The sequence below is a fragment of the Neobacillus sp. NRS-1170 genome (genome assembly GCF_050468025.1).
In genome coordinates, this window is the sequence record NZ_JBITPF010000010.1 from 1 (window position 1) to 24,551 (window position 24,551).

22 protein-coding genes and 2 pseudogenes are annotated in these 24,551 nt (G+C 37.7%); 18 read left to right on the forward strand and 6 right to left on the reverse strand.

The genetic code is table 11. The annotated features are described in order from the left end of the window. Positions 1-24: 24 nt before the first annotated feature. Positions 25-936, reverse strand: a complete 912-nt coding sequence (locus ACIFOT_RS03205; RefSeq protein ID WP_430061590.1) for a LysR family transcriptional regulator — start codon at positions 934-936, stop codon at positions 25-27. A gap of 154 nt (positions 937-1,090) precedes the next feature. Between ACIFOT_RS03205 and gdhA the strand changes: the two genes are divergently transcribed. The 3 genes from gdhA (at position 1,091) to ACIFOT_RS03220 (ending at position 4,541) form a co-directional block, all read left to right on the forward strand. Continuing rightward, positions 1,091-2,464, forward strand: coding sequence for an NADP-specific glutamate dehydrogenase (gene gdhA / locus ACIFOT_RS03210; protein WP_430061715.1), 1,374 nt, complete (start codon positions 1,091-1,093; stop codon positions 2,462-2,464). Between the two features lie 426 nt (positions 2,465-2,890). Next, positions 2,891-3,397 (forward strand): hypothetical protein, encoded by a 507-nt coding sequence (locus ACIFOT_RS03215; RefSeq protein WP_430061592.1) that lies wholly within the window; start codon positions 2,891-2,893, stop codon positions 3,395-3,397. Between the two features lie 154 nt (positions 3,398-3,551). Continuing rightward, on the forward strand, positions 3,552-4,541 hold the full coding sequence (locus tag ACIFOT_RS03220) for a Gfo/Idh/MocA family protein (protein ID WP_430061594.1): 990 nt from the start codon (positions 3,552-3,554) through the stop codon (positions 4,539-4,541). 210 nt (positions 4,542-4,751) lie between these two features. Here the strand turns inward: ACIFOT_RS03220 and ACIFOT_RS03225 are convergent, their stop codons facing one another. Further along, entirely contained in the window at positions 4,752-5,264 is a 513-nt protein-coding gene (locus ACIFOT_RS03225; RefSeq protein WP_430061596.1) for an N-acetyltransferase family protein, read from the reverse strand. A gap of 147 nt (positions 5,265-5,411) precedes the next feature. Between ACIFOT_RS03225 and ACIFOT_RS03230 the strand changes: the two genes are divergently transcribed. The 5 genes and pseudogenes from ACIFOT_RS03230 (at position 5,412) to ACIFOT_RS03250 (ending at position 10,628) form a co-directional block, all read left to right on the forward strand. After that, positions 5,412-6,323: a LysR family transcriptional regulator gene (locus ACIFOT_RS03230; RefSeq protein WP_430061598.1), complete on the forward strand. Its 912-nt coding sequence runs from the start codon at positions 5,412-5,414 to the stop codon at positions 6,321-6,323. A 259-nt stretch (positions 6,324-6,582) separates the two neighbouring features. Next, entirely contained in the window at positions 6,583-7,647 is a 1,065-nt protein-coding gene (locus ACIFOT_RS03235) for a GerAB/ArcD/ProY family transporter (protein ID WP_430061600.1), read from the forward strand. Beyond that, positions 7,640-9,094, forward strand: a pseudogene (locus tag ACIFOT_RS03240) (spore germination protein). Before ACIFOT_RS03235 ends, ACIFOT_RS03240 begins: the two are co-directional and overlap by 8 nt. Before the next feature lie 5 nt (positions 9,095-9,099). Next, the gene (locus ACIFOT_RS03245; RefSeq protein ID WP_430061602.1) at positions 9,100-10,206 is read left to right on the forward strand and encodes a Ger(x)C family spore germination protein; all 1,107 of its coding nucleotides are present in this window, start codon (positions 9,100-9,102) and stop codon (positions 10,204-10,206) included. Positions 10,207-10,427: 221 nt separating this feature from the next. Beyond that, entirely contained in the window at positions 10,428-10,628 is a 201-nt protein-coding gene (locus ACIFOT_RS03250) for a cold-shock protein (protein ID WP_223587661.1), read from the forward strand. A 210-nt stretch (positions 10,629-10,838) separates the two neighbouring features. Here the strand turns inward: ACIFOT_RS03250 and ACIFOT_RS03255 are convergent. Next, positions 10,839-10,979, reverse strand: a pseudogene (locus ACIFOT_RS03255) (PLP-dependent aminotransferase family protein); the annotation flags it as partial. A 392-nt stretch (positions 10,980-11,371) separates the two neighbouring features. On the opposite strand from ACIFOT_RS03255, the gene ACIFOT_RS03260 reads away from it, so the two are divergent. After that, positions 11,372-11,896 (forward strand): CBO0543 family protein, encoded by a 525-nt coding sequence (locus ACIFOT_RS03260; protein ID WP_430061604.1) that lies wholly within the window; start codon positions 11,372-11,374, stop codon positions 11,894-11,896. A gap of 612 nt (positions 11,897-12,508) precedes the next feature. On the opposite strand, the gene ACIFOT_RS03265 is transcribed toward ACIFOT_RS03260, so the two are convergent. Then, the gene (locus ACIFOT_RS03265; protein ID WP_430061606.1) at positions 12,509-13,426 is read right to left on the reverse strand and encodes an AraC family transcriptional regulator N-terminal domain-containing protein; all 918 of its coding nucleotides are present in this window, start codon (positions 13,424-13,426) and stop codon (positions 12,509-12,511) included. 196 nt (positions 13,427-13,622) lie between these two features. Between ACIFOT_RS03265 and ACIFOT_RS03270 the strand changes: the two genes are divergently transcribed. The 5 genes from ACIFOT_RS03270 (at position 13,623) to ACIFOT_RS03290 (ending at position 19,207) form a co-directional block, all read left to right on the forward strand. After that, on the forward strand, positions 13,623-14,606 hold the full coding sequence (locus ACIFOT_RS03270; RefSeq protein ID WP_430061608.1) for an aldo/keto reductase: 984 nt from the start codon (positions 13,623-13,625) through the stop codon (positions 14,604-14,606). Between the two features lie 34 nt (positions 14,607-14,640). Beyond that, on the forward strand, positions 14,641-15,492 hold the full coding sequence (locus ACIFOT_RS03275; RefSeq protein WP_430061610.1) for an aldo/keto reductase: 852 nt from the start codon (positions 14,641-14,643) through the stop codon (positions 15,490-15,492). A 220-nt stretch (positions 15,493-15,712) separates the two neighbouring features. Beyond that, on the forward strand, positions 15,713-16,567 hold the full coding sequence (locus ACIFOT_RS03280) for a Cof-type HAD-IIB family hydrolase (RefSeq protein WP_430061612.1): 855 nt from the start codon (positions 15,713-15,715) through the stop codon (positions 16,565-16,567). A 311-nt stretch (positions 16,568-16,878) separates the two neighbouring features. Continuing rightward, a complete protein-coding gene (locus ACIFOT_RS03285) occupies positions 16,879-18,054 on the forward strand; it encodes a sulfite reductase subunit alpha (RefSeq protein ID WP_430061614.1) in 1,176 nt (391 codons plus the stop codon). 322 nt (positions 18,055-18,376) lie between these two features. After that, positions 18,377-19,207, forward strand: coding sequence for a DUF4405 domain-containing protein (locus tag ACIFOT_RS03290; RefSeq protein WP_430061616.1), 831 nt, complete (start codon positions 18,377-18,379; stop codon positions 19,205-19,207). Positions 19,208-19,428: 221 nt separating this feature from the next. On the opposite strand, the gene ACIFOT_RS03295 is transcribed toward ACIFOT_RS03290, so the two are convergent. After that, positions 19,429-20,121, reverse strand: a complete 693-nt coding sequence (locus ACIFOT_RS03295; RefSeq protein ID WP_430061618.1) for a hypothetical protein — start codon at positions 20,119-20,121, stop codon at positions 19,429-19,431. A gap of 344 nt (positions 20,122-20,465) precedes the next feature. Between ACIFOT_RS03295 and ACIFOT_RS03300 the strand changes: the two genes are divergently transcribed. Together ACIFOT_RS03300 and ACIFOT_RS03305 are read left to right on the forward strand one after the other, a co-directional pair. Next, positions 20,466-20,864: a DoxX family protein gene (locus tag ACIFOT_RS03300; RefSeq protein ID WP_430061620.1), complete on the forward strand. Its 399-nt coding sequence runs from the start codon at positions 20,466-20,468 to the stop codon at positions 20,862-20,864. Positions 20,865-20,959: 95 nt separating this feature from the next. Further along, positions 20,960-21,928, forward strand: a complete 969-nt coding sequence (locus ACIFOT_RS03305; protein ID WP_430061622.1) for a ring-cleaving dioxygenase — start codon at positions 20,960-20,962, stop codon at positions 21,926-21,928. A 223-nt stretch (positions 21,929-22,151) separates the two neighbouring features. On the opposite strand, the gene ACIFOT_RS03310 is transcribed toward ACIFOT_RS03305, so the two are convergent. Continuing rightward, the gene (locus ACIFOT_RS03310; protein WP_430061717.1) at positions 22,152-23,069 is read right to left on the reverse strand and encodes a DNA-3-methyladenine glycosylase 2; all 918 of its coding nucleotides are present in this window, start codon (positions 23,067-23,069) and stop codon (positions 22,152-22,154) included. 201 nt (positions 23,070-23,270) lie between these two features. Between ACIFOT_RS03310 and ACIFOT_RS03315 the strand changes: the two genes are divergently transcribed. Both ACIFOT_RS03315 and ACIFOT_RS03320 read left to right on the forward strand, forming a co-directional pair. After that, entirely contained in the window at positions 23,271-23,861 is a 591-nt protein-coding gene (locus ACIFOT_RS03315) for a bifunctional transcriptional activator/DNA repair enzyme AdaA (protein ID WP_430061624.1), read from the forward strand. Next, positions 23,858-24,382: a methylated-DNA--[protein]-cysteine S-methyltransferase gene (locus ACIFOT_RS03320; protein WP_430061626.1), complete on the forward strand. Its 525-nt coding sequence runs from the start codon at positions 23,858-23,860 to the stop codon at positions 24,380-24,382. The genes ACIFOT_RS03315 and ACIFOT_RS03320 overlap by 4 nt, the downstream gene beginning before the upstream one ends. Positions 24,383-24,551 lie beyond the last annotated feature (169 nt).

Genomic DNA, 24,551 nt, shown 5'->3' on the forward strand with positions numbered 1-24,551 from the left:
TTCATGCGCCTACTCTATTTAGGTTCATTTTTTAAATTCATGTAATCGTTCATAAGTTTCAAGCAGGAAGTCATAAAACAAAGCTTCGGTGGGAAGAAGTTTCCGTTGGGCAGGGTAGATGACACCGACTGAACGCGTGAGATTAGCATCAGATAATGGGACCATAACAGTGGAACGTGGTGTGTTATCTACCAAAGTCATCTCAGGCATCAATGCCACACCCAGACCTGCTGAGACTAATCCTTTTAATGCATCAATATCTTTCCCTTCGAAGGCGATTTGGGGTGAAAAACCTGCATCATTACAGGACTCAACAACTTGTTCGCGAAAAACAAATCCTTCTGGAAGAACACAGAATGGGTCATCTTTTAAGTCTCGTAACCTAATCGATTTCCTGTCAGATAACGGATGATGAAGAGGGATGAGAGCAACGATATTTTCCGTAAATAGTGTAGCGCCTTTAATTTTTTTCTCTTTTTCCGGATTGGGCATGGGGGCGATCATGGCCAAATTAAATTCACCATTTACAACACCATCTATTAAATCATAATAAAGGGCATTGCTCATTTGAAATTTCGCTTCTGGGTACCTAGTGCGAAATGCATATATGATGAACGGCAAGGTATGAGCCGCCATGCTTATAGGGAATGCAATTCGAACGGTTCCTTTTTCAGGATTTAAATTTTCCTCTACTTCTCTCTTTGCATCCTCCATCATATTCCATACTTGTTTCATTCTTTCAAAAAAAATTCTTCCAATGGGGGTCAACTTTACACTTCGTCCCTCACGAATAAAAAGTTTTACCCCCAATTCGTTTTCTAAATTGAAGATTTGTCTGCTCACGGATGATTGGGCAACATGCAAGGCATCTGCGGCCTCTGTTACATGCTCTCTTTTTGCCACCTCTATGAAATATTGAATTTGCCTTGTTTCCATTTTGTATCACTCCATTTAATGCGTAAAATGCATTAATTTCATCGAAAATTAAGATTGTAACTATTAATTAATAAATTATAAAATGAAAACACATTGAAGAAAAGGAATTTTCTTAATTTTAAAATAGATCTGGGGCTGAAAACTTATGAAAATGATGGAAAGAGTGGAAGAGAATCAAACACAAATTGTAAAGGAATACGTAAATCGTTTAATAAAAGGTGTTAAACTGCGTAATCCAAATGAATCGGAATTTCAGCAGGCTGTTAGAGAAGTCCTTGATTCTTTAGTACCTGTCCTTGTAAAAAATCCGAACTATATTAAACAAGCAGTTCTAGAAAGAATGATGGAACCTGAGCGAATGATTACCTTCAGAGTCCCTTGGGTGGACGATAGAGGGAATGTCCAAGTGAATCGTGGATTTCGTGTTCAGTTTAATAGCGCAATAGGACCGTACAAAGGGGGACTGCGGTTTCACCCTTCTGTTAACGCAAGCATCATAAAATTTCTCGGCTTTGAACAAATCTTCAAAAACTCATTAACAGGACAGCCAATAGGCGGTGGAAAAGGCGGTTCTGACTTTGATCCAAAAGGTAAATCTGATTTAGAAATAATGCGCTTTTGCCAGAGCTTTATGACAGAGCTAAGCAGACATATCGGGCCGGATATCGATGTTCCTGCTGGGGATATCGGGGTTGGGGCTAAAGAGATCGGATATATGTTCGGGCAATATAAAAAGTTAAAAGGTGCTTATGAAGCAGGTGTCCTAACGGGAAAAGGCATTGGTTATGGAGGAAGCTTGGGACGGAAAGAAGCGACAGGATATGGCACCGTATACTTTGTAGAAGAAATGCTGAATACACAGGGATTAAGCTTTAAAGGAAGTACTGTCGTCGTATCTGGATCGGGGAATGTTTCGATTTATGCAATGGAAAAAGCCATGCAGTTTGGTGCTAAAGTGGTTGCCTGCAGCGATTCAAATGGCTATGTTTATGATCCAAATGGTATTGACTTAGAAACGGTTAAAAGATTAAAAGAAGTAGAGAATAAAAGAATAAACGAGTACGTTAAAGAACATCTTGATGCAGTTTATCAAGAAGGCTGTTCGGGAATCTGGACGATCCCATGTGATATTGCTTTACCATGTGCAACTCAAAATGAGTTAAACAAGGAAGCAGCTGAACGGTTAATTTTCAATGGAGTAAAGGCAGTCGGAGAAGGTGCAAATATGCCTTCTACATTAGAAGCCATTGATACTTTTATGGAGCATAATGTTTTATTCGCGCCTGCCAAAGCTGCCAATGCAGGTGGGGTTGCTGTTTCCGCGTTAGAAATGGCCCAAAATAGTGCACGGTTAGCTTGGACACAAGAAGAAGTAGATTTGAAATTACAAGCGATCATGAAAGATATTTATAGTAAGAGTATGAAAGCCTCAGAAGAATATGATGCCCCAGGAAATCTGGTTATCGGTGCCAATATAGCAGGTTTCTTAAAGGTAGCAGATGCAATGATTGAGCAGGGAATAAACTAACTTCATATTTTTGTCTTGATGAAAGGTCACTGAATAGTGGCCTTTTTTGTTAATTATTATTTTTCTGAATTTTTGTAATAAATTTTATATATGTAATTTACATATACAAGTAACATATTGTATAATATGTGTAAATTACATATATGAGTCTAATAGGTCATTAGGTAAAAAAGTTCATCATTTTAAGAATGGGGGCATTTTTGTGAGTGAGAAAGAGGAAATACTACTATATAAAACTTCTAATATTTTAAACAAAGATACAAGCATGATGAATCTGAACGATATTATTGAGGAACTAGTACGAATTATTGAATTAAATACGAAGAATAACTCATAACAAGAATTAAACTTTAGGAGTTTTCCCAAACACCCATGTTTGGCTATTCACATAAAATGAAAAAGGCTAAATTTTCGGGAGGGAAAATAGTGAGTTATTTTTTGCCTGCTCAAAGTCAACAACCACTTTTAATACATGTGTCTTCTGGTCCAGACAGTGCAGGAAACGGCTTTTCAAACTTTGAGAGATCGGTTTACCCTAACTTTTTTTCAGCTTTTGTGACCGCGGTATACCTTCAACGGTATGGAACTCCAGTTACAATGTTTTTTAATGGAGAAGGTGTGAATGGATTAATTAAAGGAAGACTGGCAACCATGATTGGCAATCCTGAAGCGGGAAAAACGATCACAGAACAATTAGGGATGTCCATTCCTGATTTTCTCCAAAGCGACCATCCACAAAATTTATTGGAATGGGCACAGACATTTGTCCGTCATGGAGGGCAAGTAACCTACTGTGGAACAACCAATACATGGGCCGGAAATGCAAAATCCTGGTCCGATAATTCTAAAATGGAATCGTTCGCCAACCCGCTAAATATTCAACAGGTAGCTGCAATTGTAATGAATAAAAATAGGAATTATATTGCTTTATAAAGATAGGCTAAACCCAACAGCAGATGTGTGTTGGGTTTATTATGCAGAAAATCGTAAAAGGGACATTTCGTCCCTTTTTTATTTGGATAAATTTGATCTGATTGATAAACTGATAGAAGACATAGAAAAGCAGAGTAGAAAAGGGGGAAGTTAAGTGAAATATGACAAAGTACGCTGGGGTATTATTGGCTGCGGTGATGTGACGGAAGTGAAAAGCGGGCCGGCATTTCAAAAGGTACAGAACTCCGAGTTGGTCGCTGTCATGAGAAGAAATGGGGAACTTGCACAGGACTTCGCAAAACGGCACAACGTAGCAAAATGGTATGATGATGCGGATGCGCTTATTAATGATCCAGAAGTTGATGCTGTTTATATTGCGACTCCTCCAGGATCCCATAAGGAATACACGATTAAAGTGGCGAAGGCTGGAAAACCCGTTTATGTGGAAAAGCCCATGGCTCTTAATTTCGCAGAATGTGAAGAAATGATTGCAGCCTGTGAGACTGCTGGCGTTCCTTTATACGTCGCCTATTACCGCCGGGCGCAGCCGAAATTTGTAAAAATAAAAGAACTGCTTGAAGCTAAAGAGATCGGGGATGTTAGGTTTGTGTCCAGCATGCAGTATCGACAAGTTTCGGAAGATGTGAAGGACTTACAAAATCCCCCATGGCGGGTTCAGTCCGAATTGGCTGGAGGTGGTTTATTCTTTGATTTAGCCAGCCATACGCTGGACATATTCGATTTTTTGCTTGGCCCCATCAAGGATGTCCAAGGGTTTGCTTCCAATCAAGCAGGCTATTATCGTGCAGAGGATATCGTTACAGGTACATATCTATTTGAATCAGGAATCCATGGTGTGGGTAGCTGGTGTTTTTCAGCATTTGAAAATGTCGATGTCAATGAAATTGTCGGAAGCAAAGGGAAAATTAGCTTTTCTACCTTTGGAAATGACCCGATTATTATGAGGAAAGAGAATGAAGAGAAACGATGGAGCTTTGATCGGCCTCAGCATGTCCATCAACCCCTTGTGGAAATGATTGTTGCTGATTTAACTGGAGATGGCGGGAAGTGTCCAAGTACAGGAGTAACAGGCGCGAGAACAAACTGGGTTTTGGGTAAAATGGTGGAAAATTATTATTTATAGCTAACCATTCCTTGTTAAATGAGCAACAGAAAGAGCATGTTTTGAAAAAAATTGAACAAAACATGCTCATAATGGAATAAACCGGTTTAATCCATGTGCTATTTTTTCTGGATGACTGGGGACATGAACTTTTCTTTATCTGATGGATTCCATTCAGTCACAGCTTTTACCTTTTAGTAATGTTATTTATAAGTATTGCAAAGAATATTTTTATTCTTCTGTCGGATTATTAGGTCCGTTAAGTTCTAATTGATAGAAAGCTAAGTCTAGCCATCTATTGAATTTAAAACCTGCCTTTTCTATTGTACCCGAATGAACGAAGCCAAAGTTTTTATGCATGGCAATGCTTTTTTCATTTGCTGCATCAATTCCAGCAATTAAGGTAATATACTCTCTTTCCTTGGCAGTAGCGATTAATTCTTTCATTAAAGAAGCCCCAATGCCTTTTTTTCTGTATGCCTTGTCTACATAAACAGAATGTTCAATAGAATATTTATAAGCGGGCCATGCTCTAAAAGGACCGAATGTCGCAAATCCAACCACTTTATTATCTTGTTCGCATACTATTATTGGATACCCTTCAACCATCTTTTGTTCATACCAAATTTGTCTGCTTTCAAGCGTTTGGGGTTTATAGGCGTATACAGCAGTAGTATTGAGAATGGCGTCATTATAGATATGTAAAATGTCCACTAAGTCTTTTTGAGTTGCTTCCCTTATCATTCTTTTCTTCCTTTCAAAATAATTTATCTTTCAACATTTATTGTAGAATGTTTCATACAAAACGTAAAATTGAACTTTTTAACCCCTTGCTATAGGATAAAGTTATAGCAAAGCATCCAGCAAATTCAGATAAGAGAAGGTTAGAATATGACGCCTCAACAATTTCGATACATAGTGGAGATTGCCAAGCATAATTCTATTAGTCAAGCTGCTTCTGCACTTTACGTAACACAGCCGAGTATCAGCAAAGCAGTGCGTGAACTCGAAACTGAGTTAGGGATTACGATTCTTAATAGAACGAATAAAGGCGTTGTCTTCACAAAAGAAGGTACAGAGTTATTATTTTATGCAAAAAAGCTTCTAGAACAAATGGAGTCTGTTGTCCATCATTTTAACAAAGAGAAAACAATAAACTTAACAAAGTTTTCTATTTCATCTCAACATTATGGTTTCGCTATAGAGGCTGTTGCAAATTTAATGGATTATTTTGCCGACAGGAACTATGAGCTGGCGATTCGGGAAGGTAAGACAACCGATGTGATTGATGACGTATATACAAGCAGAAGTATTCTTGGAATTTTATCTCTGACCGATTTAAATAAGCACTTTTTTGAGCGTTATTTTATCTCTAAATCACTAATGTTTACCCCCCTTGGTTCACTGAAACAGCACGTCTTTCTCCGAAAAGAGCACCCTCTAGCTCATCTCGAATCCATTACCTTGGAGCAGTTAAGGGACTATCCTTATTTAACCTACCAACAGGACGACATGTTGCTTCATTTTGCGGAAGAAGCCCTGAATGTAGACAATATCGGGAAACTAGTCTATCTCAGGGATAGAGGGGCAATGAATAATCTCCTGTCAAATACAGATAGCTACAATCTGGGAACAGGCTGTATCGTGAATAATTACATGAACCCCAATATTATCTCTATACCATTGGAAGGAAGCAATATAATTCAAGTGGGAATAGTGAAACGAAACGATGTATTTTTGCCAGATGAGCTTCTGGTTTATGTTGAATTTTTAAAATTAGCTTTGGAAAAATCTAAGCCGTAGGAAATGTGACTCCGTCCTAATTTTAGGACTGGGTTACACATTTTTAAGGTTAAGCTTAGGAATGACCGCTGCTGCGGTCAGTTTTCTTATTGGATTGTCGGGGCAGTTAAAGAACACAGGGTAAATTAAATAAAACTTCTTTGGGAATTGATTATTATGGATAATATGCCATTTACATTGGGAAGATAATTTGGATAAGTAATAGGCTAGTAGGCTTTTTAACCTTTTACCGATGCATTCAAAGAAGGGGATTATAGTGATGCAAAAGGTGATTTATTCTGTACATATGTATATTCTACTCATCATGTCTACTGGATTTATGGTCCATGTATTGCTGCATCCCGTTGTTTTAACTTCATCCAAGCGGGACGCATGGATATCTGTAATCGGGAGCTTTGCCCCTTTCATCATTTGGACGATACTTATTTATTTTCTATACAAAAAATACGAACAAAAAAACATTTTTACTTTAATATTTTCATTGCATCCCTGGATTTCATATGGAATCAGTATTTTATTTGGAATTTATTTTTTTCTGACTTCGTTTATCACTTTCAAATATACAATCTTCTGGGCTAATGCGAATTACACGTTTGACATCCCCAATTTTATGATCGCGCTTTTATTCGCTTTTCTTTGCTATTATGCTTCACATAAAGGAATTCGTACCATTGGTGCCATCTCATTTTTCTTATTGCCTTTTGTTGTGATGTTTGGTTTTTTAGTGGGAATTGGAAATATTAAAAATAAGGATTACAGCATGCTCTTTCCAATTTTTGAGCATGGATATAAACCTTTTCTTCACGGAATGATGTATACATGTGCCAGTCTCTTCGAAACGATCTATTTTCTTTTCATTACGCCTTATCTGAAGAACGGAATCAAAATGAAAATGTTCCTGATTGTTGCCATCTTTATCTTCCTTTTAACGCTCGGTCCATTAATTGGAGGCATCGCTGAATTTGGTGCTGAGGAGGCAGGAAATATGAAAGTTCTTGCATATGAACAATGGAAGTTATTGAAACTTGGCACCCTTATCACCCGTCTTGATTTTTTGTCGATCTTCCAGTGGTTCTCTGGAGCATTCATACGGATTTGTTTAAGCATGTTAATCGTAAACCAGCTATTTATTCGCAAAAAGAATCGCTGGATTCTCCCCATTCTTTATAGCCTGCTTATGGTTAGCGTGGTCATCCCATGGGATTTCGAGTCATTTTATTCGTTTTTGTATTCCATCTATTACCCTGCAAGCCTGGTTTTTCTGCTTTTTAGTTTTGGATTATTGCTCCTTTTGAGCCGAAGCAAAGGTGATGTTCATGAATAAAAAGGACTTAACAACATCCGGACTAAAAAAATGGTATAAGAACTCATCCGATATTGTGATCATTACAAAATCCTATCAAGGGCCCGGTTCTTTCCATTCTCTAACCTTTTTGTATTGCCCGAATATCGTCAATACAACGATGATTAACGAATCCATTCTCCCTAAAATAACGGAGGTAATGGAGAAGGAACAAAGGTTTACGATGGAACGTTTAAACAGCTTCCTGGGAATCTCTGAACTAAAAGATGAGGCAGATTTCAAAAATGAACTGGAGAAAAAGCTTTTTTCCGGGGAATTGGTCATTTTTAATGAGGATTCAAAGGATGTGTATTTCATTTCGGTCTCCAATCCGCCAAAGAGGAGCCCGGAAGAATCCAGTTTGGAGACATCGGTAAGAGGACCAAGAGACGGCTTTGTGGAAAACATCTCTGATAACATGGCCTTAATCCGTCAGAGATTAAAAACGTCTTCCTTAAAAAGTATTGAATAAACCATCGGAGATAGAAGCAAAACGAAAATTTTATTGCTTTTTATCGAAGGTATCTTGAATCCCTCTATTTTGGAGGAAGTGCAAAAACGGCTGGGATCCTTAAAAATAGATGTTTTAAACAGCAGCAATCAATTGGAGGAAATGCTCTATGACCGAACCTATTCCATTTTTCCGTTAATGGATTACATTGGCAGACCGGATTTTGTCGTGGATTCCTTGAATCAAGGGAGATTTGCCATATTAGTGGAGGGAAGCCCTAGCTGCTTGCTTGGTCCGACAAGCGTGAACCAATTGTCACATTCTCCGGAGGATACGAACAATAGCTTTTTTTATATCAGTTTTGTCCGAATCTTAAGGATACTGGCATTATTCACTACGATATTTTTACCGGGATTTTTCATTGCTTTGATTACGTTCCAAACGGAACAGCTGCCTTATACCTTGCTTGCAACCATTTCCATGTCGAGAGTCGGGCTTCCTTTATCAAGTCCAATGGAAGAATTTATGATGCTTACCTTGTTTGAACTGTTTAAAGAAGCGGGTCTTAGGCTTCCAAAAGCAGTCGGGCAAACCGTTGCGGTTTTAGGTGGATTGATTATCGGTGACGCAGCAATCCGGGCTGGATTAACGTCGCCGGCCATGCTGGTAATCATATCGATCACCGTAATTTCAGGATATACATTGGTTAACCAAAATATCGGAGGGAATATCGTCATTCTTCGGTATTTTGTTCTATTTCTGTCATCTATCTTTGGGATGTATGGATTTTTTATATCCTTATTTACCATTATAACTTTAGTTTTTTCGCTTGAGAGTTTTGGTGAACCATATGTTCCCCACTTTTTCAATCCTAATTTGCCTGATATCTTAAAATCCTATCTAAGGTTTCCCTTTAAGCTTTTAAAAAAACGCAATCAAGCCTATCAGCCTCAGGATAACACAAGGCAAAAGGAGTAGTTTTTATGAAGAGCTTTATCATTTTTATAATCCTAATTACTCTGTCGCTGCTTTTGACAGGATGCTGGGGGGCAAAAAAAATTGAAGGGGAGGTATATAATACCGCCCTTGGGTTTGATTATAAAAATGGGAAATTCGAAGTGTATACCCAGGGATTGAATTTTGGGAACATTGCTAAACAGGAAGGAGTCAAAATAGAAGATTTGCCTATTTTGATCGGGGAAGCGAAAGATGAAAACATCCTATCAGCATACGGTGCATTAGAACAAAATACCTCTATGCCATTGAGTTTGGGACATGTTAAGGCAATCATATTAAGCGAAAGGATCATAAAAGAAAAAATGGCGGATGTGATCGATATCATGGGTCAATCGCCAAATCTTCGGTACAACATATTCCTTTTTGGCACAAAAGAGAATCTAAAGGAATTGTTACAAACTCATAGCTTTTTTAATTATTCGCAATTGTATTCGATCATCCATGGACCGGATGAGTTGATCAAACAAAACTATTCACTTCCAGTTCTGAGGTACAATCAATTTACTTCCCGTTATTATCGACCAATTGGAACCATCATGATCCCGTCTTTATCCATTGATAAAGCCCATTTTTCAGAAGGAAAATCAAAACAGATAGCGATACTAAACGGAGAATACATAATGTCCCAGCAGCATTACAAAGGCTGGTTAAATAAAGAAGAACTATACGGGCTCAGGTGGTTCTCTAAAGGCATCCGTTCATTTAATGTCCGGGTAGCAACGAAAACGGTAGCGGTAAAAATAAAAAATCCCAAAACAAAAATTGTGGTTTTAAAAGGGAACCAACCATCATATAGGATTGCGGTAAAAGGACAGGCTGCCCTGTACCAAAATTCCGATAACAAAACATACAGGAAAATGCGAAGCGAAATAAATAAAAAAATTAAAAACGATATTCTAACGACCATACAAAAAGGCGACAAATTGAATACTGATGTCCTGAATATCAGTGAAAAGTCTTATAAATACCATTTAAAACATTGGGATATCGGTGCGATTAGAAGATTTAATCTGCATTCTGTAAAAGATATAAAGGTGGATATAAAGATAATTGAATCGGGAAAATACAAATAATGAAAGCCATAAAGATACAGCATTGGAGGTATTTTTATTATTTTTGATTATATTGCTCTCAAACAAGGGGGTGTAAAATCTCGATTTGAAAACTTGAAAACGTTTTTAATTAGTGATATTCTTTAATAAATATTTTTGTTCGGTGTATTTCGTCTTGATAATCACTAAGAGCAAGGATAGTAATATATTGTGTGTTTAACACACTAGGAGGCAACTGAAAAATGGAAAATGGTAAAGTAAAATGGTTTAACAGCGAAAAAGGCTTCGGATTCATCGAGCGTGAAGGTGGAGAAGATGTTTTTGTTCACTTCTCAGCTATCCAAGGCGAAGGCTTCAAAACTCTTGAAGAAGGCCAATCAGTTACTTTTGACGTTGAGCAAGGTAACCGTGGACCTCAAGCGGCTAACGTTCGTAAAGCTTAATAAAAAATAGTTTTTACATGGAACACCCCGTAATCGTTAGATTCAACTAACTATGACGGGGTGTTTTTATGTCCATGCCTTTTTTAAAAGCACTATTCCTAATTGTATTTCCTCACATGTAAGATTAACATTGGGCTAACAAGATGAATGGATTTATTATCGAAGACGATTATGATAGTGAATTTCGTTATACACAGCAGCCATTTCCAGCACTAACCTTGAAGTCGTTTGTTCTAATTTTGAAAAATCAGTACCTGATTCATAAACTGGTAAAGTTTCAAAAGTAAAACAATGAAATTGAAAAGCCTCCCTTGCTCCATCATAACCTGGGTCTTCTACACTTATGCTATTTTTAAAGAAGGTCTCCAATAATCATAATAGTCGTATTGATACAAACATAACGCCTTGTTTTCACCACCATGGTATTCATATGCCTGTTCATCGCCAACTAATCCAACTTTACTTAAAAAAATAGAACCTTCTACTCTTGTTTTACAGGTTAAGGAACTATATGAAAGTCTTCGAATTGCCTCAAAAGAACAATATGAATCAGGGAAGAAAAAAGGATGGGGGTAACACAAAGTACATTTTTTTAGCTCATTCTTCAACGATTGAAGTTTCAGCTGCCTTTTTTGGCGGCTTTTCTTATTGAAGTACCGGTGCCGTATAGTTGAAGAACAAGTTAAGGATATATTGGTAAGTTTATGTAAAGAATAATAAGAAAAAATTAAAGGAAAAGCTTGATGAATGTAATCCTATTTATAGTATATGGATTTATTGGATGGAAATTTGGGAATTGGAAAGAATTTAAAAGTCTGTATCCTACTCTTCTTTTTTTAATAATAGGTGATTTTCTGTCTCAATTTTTGTTATTTGATTATACTATGTGGATGTTTCGTCCTTTAGGACCTTTGGATAATTTTTTTCATTTAAATCACACATTGATTGCACTAGGAAAAATGCTTATACAATATCCAGTGACAATTGCTGTGTTTCTTGGAAGAATGAATCCAAACAAAAAGAGTCTGTTAATTTCAATTGTTTTGTGGTCAGTAATTTATTCAATTACTGAAAAGGTTGCACAAATTTCAGGTATACTTACCTATCATCATGGTTGGAATTATGGTTGGGATTTGGTATTTAACGTCATGATATTTTTAATGTTGTTTATACATTACAAAAAACCTGTACTGGCATGGGTTCTTGTAGTTCCAATAATTCTAGGGTTGTGGTGGATATTCGATGTCCCATTTTCTGTCCTTAAATAATTCTTTTTAGCCCTTTTCTTCGAAAAATGTGAACGTTACCCATTGTATGGTACGTTTTTCATATTCAGCTAATAGGTGCTTGTGTTGAAGATTGAGCTGTCATCGTGACAGCTTTTTCTTGTTCCACTTACGAAGCAGGATAATTGAATTAGATTCGGCAAAAATATCCCCTAAAAAAGGCTTTTAACCTTTTCTTCCTTTCCTAAAACCCAAGTAAAAAACACCCAAACTATATGATACAAACCCGAAAATAATCATAATAACCTTCTTATGCAAATTCCACAGTAAGGCTACTTCGGAAATGAAATTTCCTTTTGTATGCAAATAATAGAGATAGACAATTAGCAGGGATAGGAAAATAAGAAAGATTACCTTAAGTAAACGAAAGAAATTTAAATTGTCGAGAAAAAGTGTTATCTTTCTCTTCTTTTTTGAGGAAGATTTTTTTGGTCTTGTTTCTGTCATAAAATTCTCCTCTCGATTTTTTGTTGTAAATTCACGTTCTGCGATAGAAAATGGAACTCGTTAAAGGCACACTTGGTCTTTCTTTAATAGAAATCTCCAATCATAGCATAAAAAAAGAAATTGGTCTTGTACCATAAGAGCAGAGATTCATGCATTTATCTTATCGTCATATTTCTCCCTAATGCGCTTGATATCCTCTCTAGGTGGAAAACCAAACATACGGGAATATTCCCGGCTGAATTGCGATGGACTTTCATAGCCTACCCGGAAGGCAACGTCAGCAGCATCTGTTGACTCGGATAATAACAAGCGACGGGCTTCCTGCAGCCTTAATTGTTTTTGGAACTGTATCGGGCTCATGGCGGTTACTTCTTTAAAGTGTCTATGAAGTGAAGAAACACTCATGTTCGCGATTTCCGCAAGCTCCTCAATGCGAAAAGACCTATCATAGTTATCAAGGATATGTTGTATAGCATCACTAATTTGAAAAGTAGAGCTTCCTTCTATTGCTATTTGCCCCAGTATAGATCCATGCTGCCCTTGCAGAACCCTATAGAGAATTTCCTTTTTGAAAATAGGAGCAAGTACCGGAATATCTTTAGAATTTTCTAGTAATAAAGCTAATCTGATTACCGCATCCAACAAAGAAGGCTCAATCTTGCTGACAAACATACCTCGTTTTGCACTTTCTTTCGGGCCAACCCGAATTTCGGAATCACTTAAAACCTCTAAGATTTGACTCGGTGTAAATTCAAGCTTAAGAGCCAAATACGGAACGTCGGAAGAAGCTTCTATTACTTGGCCGGTAACTGGCAAGTTAACGGATGCAACAAGATAATCGGCAGGACTGTACCTAAAGCGTTCCTGTGCCAGAGATACTTCCTTCACACCTTGAACCACAATGCAAAGGGAAGGTTTGTATACTCTGTAAATTGGTTCGGTAACATTAGACTCACGAATGAAAAATAAAGATGGAATATCGGTAGCATGTACTCCGTCCCAGCCTGAATAACGCTCAATGAGTTTAGCAAGTTCATCTTGCTGTTTATTTATTTGTTCAGACATACAATCCTCCTTAGTTCATCATCATTGATGTTTCTATTATAATGCCTCTTTAATTAATGCGTAAGTGGTTGTGAGAGGATTAGGCAATCTTTTGCGACGAATGGGATACCGATTACGTTTTTATTTATTGGATAATAAGTGAGTAGAAAGAACAAATGAACAACAACTGAAAATAAAAATGGAAGGAAGATAAATTATGCAAAAACGCAAATTGGGGAAAAGTGGATTAGAAGTTTCTGCGGTAGGACTCGGTTGTATGGGGATGAGTCATGGTTACGGCCTAGCTTCAGATAAGAAAGAAATGATTTCTCTAATCCATAAGGCGTTTGATCGTGGTGTGACTTTCTTCGATACCGCCGAAGTTTATGGTCCATATGTGAATGAGGAGCTGGTAGGGGAAGCTTTAGCCCCATTAAAGGGAAAGGTGATCGTCGCCACAAAATTCGGTATCCAAATGGAAAATGGCAAGCAGGTGCTTGACAGCAATCCGGAGCGCATTAGGCAATCAGTCGAAGGCTCGCTTAAACGCCTTAAAGTGGATACCATTGACTTGTACTATCAACATCGTGTCGACCCAAATGTGCCGATTGAGGAAGTAGCCGGAGCAGTACAAGACCTAATCAAGGAAGGTAAGGTAAAACATTGGGGACTTTCTGAGGCGGGAGTGGTTACGATACGCCGTGCACATGCAGTTCAGCCGCTTACAGCGATTCAAAGTGAATACTCCATGATGTGGAGAAGTCCTGAAGAAGAACTGCTGCCTGTCCTCGATGAACTAGGGATTGGCTTCGTTCCATTCAGTCCGCTAGGAAAAGGATTCCTAACCGGAAAAATTGATAAGAATGCTGCATTCGTTAACTCTGACTTCCGCAGTATTGTACCTCGCTTCAAACCAGAGAATATCGAAGCAAATCAGGTTTTGGTCGAATTGATCCAGAACATTGCTGCAGTAAAAGAAGCAACGCCAGCTCAAATCGCCCTTGCATGGGTGCTTGCCCAGAAGCCATGGATCGTCCCAATTCCAGGCACACGAAAATTGGAGCGTCTGGAAGAAAATCTTGGTTCAGTGGAAGTTGTGCTGACTCCTATGGAACTAAAAGATTTAAATGAAGCTCTCTCGAAGATCGAGATTTCGGGAGACCGCTATCCAGCAGAATACGCAAATAGAGTGGGAAAATAACAGCCATTAGACATAAAAAAATGGAGGATTTCAGATGCAAAAGGTAATTTTGAACAATGGTGTTGAGATGCCTATTCTGGGCTTCGGTGTTTATCAAATTCAAGATGCAAAAGAATGTGAACAAAGCGTTTATGATGCTATTATGGCTGGCTGTCGTCAAATCGATACAGCAGCTTCTTATCTAAACGAAGAAGCAGTTGGCAGAGCCATCAAACGGAGTGGTGTTCCAAGAGAGGAATTGTTTATTACGACCAAACTCTGGGTGCAGGTTACGGGTTATAAGAGCACAAAGAAAGCATTCGAAAAATCATTGGAAAGGCTCCAATTGGATTATTTGGATTTATATTTAATTCATCAGCCATACGGCGATGTTTATGGTTCTTGGCGTGCAATGGAGGAATTGTACCGAGAAGGTAAAATCAAAGCTATTGGAGTGAGTAATTTCCATCCTGACCGGCTGATCGATTTAATCATTCATAATGAAGTGATTCCTGCTGTTAACCAGGTTGAAACACATCCTTTCAACCAACAAATAGAAAGTACTGAATTAATGAAAGAGAACACTGTTCAAATAGAGTCCTGGGGCCCATTTGCTGAAGGACGAAATAACATGTTCCAGAACGAGATTTTAGTATTAATAGCAGAAAAATATAATAAATCCGTTGCCCAGGTGATTTTACGTTGGTTGACACAAAGAGGAATCGTCGCCATTCCAAAGTCAGTTCGTAAGGAAAGAATCATCGAAAACTTCAGTATCTTTGACTTTGAACTAAGCATTGAGGATATGGAGAAGATTGCTACGTTAGATACGAAGGAGAGCTTGTTCTTTTCACATAGAGATCCTGAAATGGTAAAATGGATTGGTACCCGTAAATTAGATATTTAACACTAAAATAAATTAACAATTTAATGACTAATCATTAATATAATTGAATCAAGTAGATGCAGGATTGTAACTAAAATTGCAGGCAAAACCTTAATGGATTGTTACTGCTCATTTAGGCAAAAACCTTAATCGCTAAAATCAGCAATTTTTTCGTTTGCAATTTTAGTGGTTTAGGTTTTTCTTTTTTTATAAAAAAATTTTTGCAGAGGAGAGCAATCTTATGAAACTAATTGCAGTTGATTTGGACGGGACAACACTCAATTCAAGAAAAGAAATTAGTGAGGAAAACATAAGGGTAATTAAAAAAGCACAGCAACAAGGGCATATCGTCATGGCATTATCAGGAAGATCAGCGATATCAGTTCATGCAGAACTTGCTAAATACGGTTTAGATTGCCCAGTCGGCGGAAATAATGGATCAGAATTGTATGCTGATGGCAAATTGATTGAGATAATTTCATTGACATTATCCCAAAGTCAAAGAATTGTCTTAGAACTTGAAAAAGAATCGATGCCTTATAAAATTGGTACAGCCAAAAGTACGTATGCACATAAAGATTGGATGGAACGATTTGAGTACGTACTATCATCAGGACGTGTACCAAATGAATACTACACACATAAGGATTATGAAATGTATACAACTGCTCCTCATGTTTACGGACAGCCAATATTTAATCAGCTTGAGGAGATCATTAACGAAGAATCCGCGGTACAAAAATTCCTCATTTTAGGACTTGATCCAGAACAGAAACAGCGGTTGCATACAATTTTAGAATCCATTGAAGAAACCTTTGTTACATCTTCTTCCCCATTTAATCTTGAAATCACACATATTAATGGTAATAAAGGGAATGGTCTCAAAACAATGGCACGCCATTTTCAGATTCCATTAGAAAATACTGTGGCGATTGGCGATGAAAAAAACGATATCCCCATGTTCAAAGCTGCAGGTTTATCAATTGCAATGGGGAATGCCGAAGACGAAGTGAAAAAACACAGTGATTTCGTTACTTTAACCAATGATGAACATGGAGTTGCCTACGCGATTGATAAATACATTTTGAAAGATTAAAAGTTTTTATCCTTTCGATCAACTGCCAGCGATTAATTGCTGGTTTTGTTTTTGTGTAGATATTGCACCATATATTAAATGAGGATAAGTTAATTCGTGATGTATGACACACTCAATTAAAAATTTTTAGTGTAAAATAAAAATAATAGTTTTTATTGGAAATGTGAATATATTAGTTGTTTTATTAGAAAATGTATTAGATACTGTTGATGGATGCACTTTTAGTACAATTGAATTATCAAATGGGGACCGAACAAAAATGTGACAGGTAAACAATCAAAATTTTATAATGCAAACTTTTTGAGGTGAAGATGATGCAACTTACTTTAGAAAACCTAAAAGATAAAACGGCAGCAACACCATTTTCAAGAACGAATCCATTTCAAGCGAAGGTGCTCAATAATGTAAATTTAAATGGAGCAGGTTCTAGTAAAGAAACGATTCATATTGAGCTATCATTAGAGGGATCAGGCCTTTCTTATGTCCCAGGTGATGCACTTGGTATTATTCCTGCGAATGACCCAGAACTGGTGGCTTCTCTAATAGATGAGATGGCGTGGGATGAAGAAGCAATTGTGATCATTAATAAACAGGGTGAAACACTACCTTTAAAAGTAGCTTTGACAACTTATTTTGAAATCACACTATTATCGAAAAAAATCCTGCAGCAAGCAGCTGAATTTACAGATAATGAAGAGTTAAAAAAGCTGGTACTAGTAGAAAATGCAAATCAGCTAAAAGAATATACTAATGGTCGCGATCTGCTTGATATGTTCCGTGATTTCGGTCCATGGAAAGCTACAGCACAAGAGTTTGTTTCGCTTTTAAGAAAAATGACCCCGCGTCTTTATTCCATTGCCAGCAGCATTGCCGCTCATCCTGGTGAAGTGCATTTAACGATAGGTGCAGTTCGTTACATGGCTCACGGCCGCGAGCGAAAAGGGGTATGTTCAGTTTTAGTTGCAGAACGTGTTCAAGAAGGGGATACGCTTCCAGTATTTGTTCAGCCAAATAAACACTTCCATCTCCCAGAGTCCCAAGAGAAGGATATCATTATGGTAGGTCCTGGGACCGGCATTGCCCCATTCCGTTCCTTTATCGAAGAACGTGCTGTGAATAAAGCTGCTGGCAGATCATGGCTGTTTTTTGGAGACCAGCACGCGGCGTCAGATTTCCTTTATCAAGATGAGTTAGAGAAGTATCAAAAAGATGGAGTACTGACAAGAGTAGATACTGCGTTCTCTCGTGATTCTGAACAGAAGGTTTATGTACAGCATAAAATGCTTGAAAACAGTAAAGAATTGTTTGCATGGCTGGAAAATGGAGCTTACTTCTTCGTTTGTGGAGATAAGCAATATATGGCGAAAGACGTTCACGAAGCACTTCTTACAGTAATAGAAAAGGAAGGAAGCATGACTCGTGAAGAAGCCCAAGCTTATCTGGATGCTATGAAAGAGCAAGGGCGCTACCAGCGTGATGTGTATTAAATATAATTAAAACTTTTCAAAAAGAGTGACCTCATTCCGCTTAAAGCGGCCAATGAAGTCACTCTTTTTTGCGATGATTGGAGGGCAGCGGGGTGGAGTAAGAAACTGGCATTCCCCTTACAATCTCAGATTCAGTTTCGATGTAGATCCTTTTACGTTATCAAAATCATTTGTAATTCCGGTTTCAGTCACGTAGACCCTTTCTATGCTACCCTATTCACTTTTTTAACCTAAAATTAATATTTAATTTAAGGTGATCTTAAGGTTATCCAATTAAAATGGGTATTAGTTAAAGGGTACTATTTAAATTCGGAGGATTACTATGAAAAAGAATTATACAAAAATTGTCCTTGATTTGTTGATGGCCATTACGTTTGTGCTTCTAATGAATCCAAGAGTATTAGACGGTTTACCGTTTCATGAAATAGCAGGTCTGGTTATAGGAGTAGCAATCCTTGTCCACATCGGATTGAATTATCAATGGGTGTTCAATACAACCAAAAAAATACTTGACCCAAAACTCCCAAATAAAACGCGATTTAGTTACTTGTTAAATCTACTCCTTTTAGTTTCAATGGCTGCAGTCATTGTAACAGGGATACTTATTTCTAGGGTAGTATTGCCAAGTCTCGCCATTGAGGGAAGTCATACAATCCGTGAACTACACGGTTTTTCTGCGGATGCTACACTTGCTTTAGTGGGTCTTCATGTTGCGGTACATTGGCAATGGATTATGAGTATATGTAAAAAAGCGTTCAAATCGAAGGACGGAAAACTTAGGAAGGGTGTTTTAGCATCAGTTATTCTATCACTTGCCATTTTGGCAGGTGGAATTCAATGGTTTGCCTCAACTGCAACTCCAAGCAATGGTGAAATCATGCCAAAACAAATGCAGCAAAGTGAGCAGGCAACTAATAATGTGACTACAGCGAACCAAGGGAATACAACGTATACAAATCAAGCAACGCCTAACCGAGATTTTCGAGAAGGAAAATTCCATGGAAAAGAGGGACATGGCGGCAGCAGCAATCCAATTCTCGTCGTCCTTAACTATTTTGCAATATGGGCAGCCATCATCATTCCTACCTACTATATTGAAATACGAATATTAAGGAAAAAACGAGAATCAAGGCTTCGTCCTCAAACCTCCTAACAAAAAGCCCGCTTAATGTTAAGCGGGCTCTTTGTTACCATTCTTTTAAAGTAAAAAAGACTTAACCCCTTGGTTAAGTCTCTATATAAAATTTTCCACTTATTATTTCCTTTCCTAATTTTTTTTCATTTATATTTTATCGAGAAGGATTATCCTATTAATCCTTGTGTTTCGATATTATTAATTATATGAAGTTTTTATTCCATAATGGATAATGCTAATCAACACCTCCCCATAATTAAAATGGTATGGTTCTGATCACCTGGACCGATGAAATCTAACGCGGCAGGAGAAAATACTGTAACTTTTCTTTTTACGCCCTCCAAAAGTATTCGGATTTGTCCAAGAACTACATTAGACTGGAAGACACTGCCTCCCAAGAAAATCCTCTTTTTGACTCTCCTTTCTATGACATCCTTATTTTTTTTACAAACAGTGCGTTCCATTTTCCGCACTTCCACTTTCTCGTTAAGCTGCGATAAATTCTTCTCCGTTTGAAGAACTTCTTCTTCAATCGAAGCGACAATCCCGATTTCACGTTTATTTAATACCAAGACGAAGTGATAGCCTGTCTCCGATTTCTTCTGGACAACCGCTGCTTCATCCGTAATAAACGTGACGAATTCTTCGGATTTGTTCGTTTGTGAGTCTGGAGAGATTTCTTTTTGCTTGATGACTCGAAATATTGCTTTTGCTCCAATTTCTTCAAAGTCAAAGGGTCTAATACTTTGGGTGCGGACGAGATATAGATCAGCAACCTTCCCTTTGCTAGTTAATTGGATACATAAAGCAACATCCTTATTCACCGCCTTTCCCTCATCGTTCGAGAGCATTGGGACATTCATGTTCATTCCTGGAAATTGAACGAAGATGTAGCTGAAGTTTTTCTTAGGCTGTATATTCAGAAGTCTCATAAACTCACAACCTTTCCGATTTTGTAATAGGGTTTTTCCCCGTATAGGTTTATAAATTCAATATTTTTTTTTACTTTCCTTTCAAGGTATGCTGAGTTTTCATCGTCACTTTCTTATGAAATCCGATGGATAATTCCTTTTGTTGAGTATTTATGAGCAATTCTTTTATCGAAAAACAAAGATTGAAAAATTTTTTGTCGTTTTAACAGCTTCCAGTTCATTCATAAAATTTTAGAATTGTAATTAAAACAATAAGTGTTGACTCAAAAGATTATTCGTAGTATATTTATCTCACATTCAAGATATTCGAATTCGAAATAAAAACAAATAGGAGGAATTTTTAGATGATAAATATTGGTTTATTAATTATTCGTTTAGTAGTTGGTGTTTTATTTGTAGGTCACGGCGCTCAAAAATTGTTTGGCTGGTTTGGCGGGTATTGTTTAAAAGGGACGGGAGGCTGGTTTGAATCCATTGGCATGAAACCAGGAGTAACCATGGCTCTATTTGCAGGACTTACAGAATTAATCGGTGGAATCCTGTTTGCTTTAGGACTCTTAACTCCCGTTGCAGGAATCCTGATAGCAGGAACCATGGTAATGGCAATCGTGAAGGTGCATGCTCCTAACGGATTATGGGCAACAGCAAATGGTTATGAATATAACCTTACATTGCTCGCAGTTGCTATTGGTGTAGCATTAATAGGCCCTGGTCAATATGCATTAGATGCTTTTCTAATCTAAATATCTCGAATTAGAGAATTTTTAATTTAATATATTTATATATAATCAAAATTTTAACGGAAAAATACAATAAGAATCCAAGAGGAGTGAAAAACATGGAACTATTAGGATTACATCATGTATCAATTATGACTGGGAAAGCAGAAAAAAATTATGAATTCTATACGAAAATTTTAGGAATGAGACTGGTGAAAAAAACAGTCAATCAAGATGATACAAAGTCTTATCATCTATTCTATGCTGACGCAGAAGGAACACCTGGTACGGAGATTACCTTTTTTGACATCCCTGGACTTGGAAATTCTTACAGAGGAACTTCTGAAATTTCTACTGTATCGTTGAGAGTTAAAAGTACTAATTCATTGGAATTTTGGAAAGAACGTTTTAGCCGCTATGGAATTGAACATGGTGATATTGAAAAAAGAGCTCAACGTGATACTTTAGCGTTTAGGGACTTTGATGGAACTCGATTAATGCTCGTTGCAGATAACGGTGAAAAAGGTGTAAGAGGCGGTATTCCTTGGCAACGGGATGATATTCCTACAGAACATGCCATTATAGGTCTAGGTCCTGTAACACTTACTGTTGGAATTTCCGAACCAACGATTGGAGTTCTTACTGAAGTCATGGGTTTTCGTTTTGTCGGTTCTTATCCATCTCTTGAAGGGGATTTCCCTGAAATCTTGGTTTATGCAACGGGAGAAGGAGGCAGCGGGGCAGAAGTTCATATTGAGACAAGGCCCGATTTGCCAAGAGCTCGGTTAGGCCGTGGAGGAGTCCATCATGTTGCTTTTCGGGTTCCGAATGAAGAAGAATACGATCAATGGGCACAGCACATAAAGAATAACCGTCTGCCAAATTCAGGAAAGGTAGAGCGATTTTATTTTAAAGCGTTATATTTCAGAGAGCCAAATGGTATTTTGTTTGAATTATCAACCGATACACCAGGGTTTGCTGCAGATGAGCCTATGGAAACAATGGGTCAAAAGTTAGCATTACCGCCATTTTTAGAGCCTCGTCGAAAAGAAATTGAAGAAAACTTACGGTCTCTAGAACTGAATTGAACGATTAAAATTTCAGCAGAACACCAATTGTTATTAGAAAAGATAAATGCAGATGTCGAACTACATTGGGAATATAGAGGGCTTAACATTGGAAGAAGTTGAGGCTGCTTCGAATTGGTATAAAAGGATTCATTTAAAGTAAAAAGCTTTAATAATCTAAGAAAACGCACTGGGGAAATTTCCGCCAGTGCGTTTTTGCGAGCTTAAATATTAACGCAACCCTTTAATAAAGAACCCTCCATAAATAAAAGGTGGCATAGGCTTGCCAATTCTCCCATTTTGATTCATACGCTAAGAGCTCATCCTTAGCAGGCTTTCTCTCTGAACCAGTAAGATGTTTGATTGCATTATGCAGTCCGACATCATCAATTGGATATGCATTGGTAAAATGCAAGCAGCGCATTAAGACATAATTCGCTGTCCATGGACCAATTCCGCGAATCTTAATTAAACTCTTCTCTGCTTCTTTAAGGCTATCAATTCTCAATAATTTTTCCTTTGATAGTTCTTCGCTGGCCATCAATTTGGCAATGCCAATAATATATTCACTTTTTTTTAAGGTCATTTTTATATCTGCCAGGTCTGCTGGAGTTAACTGAGCAATTCGATTGTAGGATGGAAATACCCAATATTTCTTGCTATTCCACTCAACTGAATCACCAAATTTTTCAACAAATTGTCTTTTTAAGGTGTAGGCGAATGCTAAGTTTATCTGCTGTCCTAATACTCCCCAGCAAAGTGCCTCGAATAAATCGGGAACGCCGATTAATCGTAATCCGTAAAATTTTTGGACTGGCCACTTAAGCAGTGGGTCTGCTTTTGCAATTTCATAAAATGGTGTTAAATCGCGGTCAAGGTCAAACCATTCACGAATAAAATTGAGAACCTCCGCTCGCTCAGACTGCTTAAAAGTTCCTGGGTCATTTAATAACTGCACGATCATCTGATTACATTCATTAACGTGGATTTGTACTAAGGCTCGGGTTTCACCAACAGCAATTACCCTGGTGATGATTTCATTTTCAACTTCAAACATAACTTCATTTTTGTTCCGTTGTAAATAGCCGAGATTTGCTTTTATATCAAAATCTTCCGGCAAATCAATGGTGATATTCCCGTTGTTATCTTGAAAATAGTTCATTGTATTTTGTCTATTGGACACAATTTAACCCCCCACATCTTTTTCTTTCATTATCACAAAAAATAATTTCATTATCTTGCCTTTATAGTTGAATATGCTTTTTTTTTATTGAAATCGAGTTATATTGATATTAACAAAGCGCAGGTGGAGTTATTTAAGAATATTGACTCCGGACCTATAATAAAAGTAGGGGTGGTCAAAATGAAACATGAGGGTTCAAGCGATGAAATGATGACCGATGAAAAGTGGCAGGCCATTATCAGTAACGATGCAGCGTACAATCATCAATTTTTCTATGCTGTTAAGACCACAGGGATTTTCTGTAAGCCTTCATGCAAATCGCGTATTCCTAAAAAGGAAAATGTCCGGATTTTTCAAAACGCTGAAGAAGCACTATCGGCCCATTTCCGTCCTTGTAAACGATGCAAGCCCACAAATGAGCGATTACCTGATAACGATTGGGTTGCGCTCATTACAGCGTACATTGATAAGAATTATTCTGATAAGCTGACGCTAGAAACGCTTGCTGAAATGAGCCACGGGAGTCCCTATCATTTGCATCGGACTTTTAAAAGGATTTCCGGCATTACTCCAGTTGTATATATCCAGCAAATCAGAATAAATACAGCGAAAAATTTATTGCTTCAGAATGACGTGCCAATTGCGGATATTGGAAAGGCGGTAGGGATACCTAATATCCCTTATTTTATAACATTATTTAAAAAGATGATCGGACATACTCCTGCCCAATATCGACAATTTCATAATAAGTCGGAGGGATTGAATAAATGAAGGCCAAAAATAAGAAACCCATATATTGGACCTTGCTTAAATTTAAAGATTGGAAAATAAATATAGCGGCTTCAGAGAAGGGACTGTGTTACGTTGGCTCACAGAACAAACCGTTTGAGGAATTGTCAGTTTGGGCAGAAAAGCGATTTCCTGGAAGCCCTCTCGTCGAGGATGGGAAGAAGCTAGAGCCTTATGCAGCCGAACTAATAGAATATTTTGAGGGAAAACGAAAGAATTTCTCCGTCCCGTTTGATTATCATGGTACAGAGTTCCAAGTCGCTGTTTGGAACGCACTTTGTGAAATTCCATTTGGAGAGACCAAAACCTATTCTGACATTGCAAACTATATTCATAAACCAGCAGCTGTTCGAGCAGTTGGCGCGGCAATTGGTGCTAATCCGGTGTTAATTACCGTGCCGTGCCACCGGGTTGTCGGAAAAAATGGCTCGTTGACCGGATACCGCGGCGGATTAGAGATGAAGACACACCTCCTTGATTTGGAGCGGCAAGGATCTCAATAGATATTAAGCATTGATGAGGCTTATATGCCTCATCTTTATTCTTATTACTAAGGCCACGAACAAAGTGGAACATCGATTCTTTAATAAAAATTAGAAAATTCAGAGGAATTCACGCCTATTATGTTGAAATAATAAATCAAGCGTTATTTGTGATTTGCCCTTAATTATA

What these genes read in the sequence shown, in the direction of transcription:
- ACIFOT_RS03205 (WP_430061590.1), bottom strand. Translation starts at nt 936, where the DNA reads ATGGAAACAAGGCAAATTCAATATTTCATAGAGGTGGCAAAAAGAGAG.
- gdhA (WP_430061715.1), top strand. Translation starts at nt 1,091, where the DNA reads ATGGAAAGAGTGGAAGAGAATCAAACACAAATTGTAAAGGAATACGTA.
- ACIFOT_RS03225 (WP_430061596.1), bottom strand. Translation starts at nt 5,264, where the DNA reads ATGATAAGGGAAGCAACTCAAAAAGACTTAGTGGACATTTTACATATC.
- ACIFOT_RS03230 (WP_430061598.1), top strand. Translation starts at nt 5,412, where the DNA reads ATGACGCCTCAACAATTTCGATACATAGTGGAGATTGCCAAGCATAAT.
- ACIFOT_RS03235 (WP_430061600.1), top strand. Translation starts at nt 6,583, where the DNA reads ATGCAAAAGGTGATTTATTCTGTACATATGTATATTCTACTCATCATG.
- ACIFOT_RS03245 (WP_430061602.1), top strand. Translation starts at nt 9,100, where the DNA reads ATGAAGAGCTTTATCATTTTTATAATCCTAATTACTCTGTCGCTGCTT.
- ACIFOT_RS03250 (WP_223587661.1), top strand. Translation starts at nt 10,428, where the DNA reads ATGGAAAATGGTAAAGTAAAATGGTTTAACAGCGAAAAAGGCTTCGGA.
- ACIFOT_RS03260 (WP_430061604.1), top strand. Translation starts at nt 11,372, where the DNA reads ATGAATGTAATCCTATTTATAGTATATGGATTTATTGGATGGAAATTT.
- ACIFOT_RS03265 (WP_430061606.1), bottom strand. Translation starts at nt 13,426, where the DNA reads ATGTCTGAACAAATAAATAAACAGCAAGATGAACTTGCTAAACTCATT.
- ACIFOT_RS03270 (WP_430061608.1), top strand. Translation starts at nt 13,623, where the DNA reads ATGCAAAAACGCAAATTGGGGAAAAGTGGATTAGAAGTTTCTGCGGTA.
- ACIFOT_RS03275 (WP_430061610.1), top strand. Translation starts at nt 14,641, where the DNA reads ATGCAAAAGGTAATTTTGAACAATGGTGTTGAGATGCCTATTCTGGGC.
- ACIFOT_RS03280 (WP_430061612.1), top strand. Translation starts at nt 15,713, where the DNA reads ATGAAACTAATTGCAGTTGATTTGGACGGGACAACACTCAATTCAAGA.
- ACIFOT_RS03285 (WP_430061614.1), top strand. Translation starts at nt 16,879, where the DNA reads ATGATGCAACTTACTTTAGAAAACCTAAAAGATAAAACGGCAGCAACA.
- ACIFOT_RS03290 (WP_430061616.1), top strand. Translation starts at nt 18,377, where the DNA reads ATGAAAAAGAATTATACAAAAATTGTCCTTGATTTGTTGATGGCCATT.
- ACIFOT_RS03295 (WP_430061618.1), bottom strand. Translation starts at nt 20,121, where the DNA reads ATGAGACTTCTGAATATACAGCCTAAGAAAAACTTCAGCTACATCTTC.
- ACIFOT_RS03300 (WP_430061620.1), top strand. Translation starts at nt 20,466, where the DNA reads ATGATAAATATTGGTTTATTAATTATTCGTTTAGTAGTTGGTGTTTTA.
- ACIFOT_RS03305 (WP_430061622.1), top strand. Translation starts at nt 20,960, where the DNA reads ATGGAACTATTAGGATTACATCATGTATCAATTATGACTGGGAAAGCA.
- ACIFOT_RS03310 (WP_430061717.1), bottom strand. Translation starts at nt 23,069, where the DNA reads ATGAACTATTTTCAAGATAACAACGGGAATATCACCATTGATTTGCCG.
- ACIFOT_RS03315 (WP_430061624.1), top strand. Translation starts at nt 23,271, where the DNA reads ATGAAACATGAGGGTTCAAGCGATGAAATGATGACCGATGAAAAGTGG.
- ACIFOT_RS03320 (WP_430061626.1), top strand. Translation starts at nt 23,858, where the DNA reads ATGAAGGCCAAAAATAAGAAACCCATATATTGGACCTTGCTTAAATTT.